The 875-nt window shown below is 55.7% G+C and carries 2 protein-coding genes; both read left to right on the plus strand.

Features of this window, described 5'->3' with window-relative positions:
• The first annotated feature begins 143 nt into the window (after positions 1-143).
• Positions 144-494 (plus strand): hypothetical protein, encoded by a 351-nt coding sequence (locus tag ACOCD2_RS22675; protein ID WP_293650484.1) that lies wholly within the window; start codon positions 144-146, stop codon positions 492-494.
• A 180-nt stretch (positions 495-674) separates the two neighbouring features.
• Positions 675-875: hypothetical protein (locus ACOCD2_RS22680; protein ID WP_419598526.1), on the plus strand; the 201-nt coding region annotated here is incomplete at its 3' end.

The following is an 875-nucleotide window of genomic DNA, read 5'->3' on the forward strand; positions in this document are numbered from 1 at the left end:
ACATCAACGCGGCTAAAAATATCCTTGCCGCGGGGGGGCATCCCCGTCTCGATGGAGGAATCCTCGCCCTTCAGGGCGAGTGAGGATGTCAAGAATAACTGAAGAACGATCTGCATCAATACGGCGCCCCCAACAATACCGGGGTGAAAGAGGTAACCCCCTGCGGCCTGGCCGCGATTACGCAATATTGTCTGGAGCAAGATATTCCGCTGTTTCGCATCGGGCTGAACACAACGGCAACAAACCTGCTATGCCGACAGCAGCAGCGGGTGAAGGCTGACCCCGAGGCGGACATCCGCGACCATGCACAACGGATTCAACAAATGCTCGCCAACGAAGTGCATTGGGTAACCCGTGAATCCCAACACTATGAATACATCGACACGAACTACCAGGGCAATGAAAGCCTGGAGCGCGTGCTTGCGCGGGTCTTCCGGGTGCTCAAAAACGGGCGGGGGAGGGCGGCCCATGCCAACCATCGCATGATTGCTTAACCGCCCCTGGCGGCAACGCCGAATGCCCCCAGAGAACCGCTGTTTCTGGCACTGAAACCCTCGAATGCCGCACTCTACACCCCCTATTCTTTCCACATGGAAAGAATAGCCGTGGTTTTTCGGTGTTATTCTGGTATTATCTTTCCATGTGGAAAGATATAGGGGGACAGAGGCCACTCAATGAAGAAATCGGCGGAAAAGACCTCCATACCGTGGGGGCAGGCAGAAAAAGCACGGCATGAGCAGCCAAGCATGGTAACAGGTGAGCGCAGAACAGCCGCTGATGCTGATAAGGCAATAACATTCACCCCAACAGCCTTTGGCGAACACCTCGAATATCCCCGGCCTGCCGACTGCGACCTGGTGGTTGTCTGCGTTGAC

Source organism: Thiolapillus sp. (assembly GCF_048562965.1).
Classification (GTDB): domain Bacteria; phylum Pseudomonadota; class Gammaproteobacteria; order Chromatiales; family Chromatiaceae; genus Thiolapillus; species Thiolapillus brandeum_A.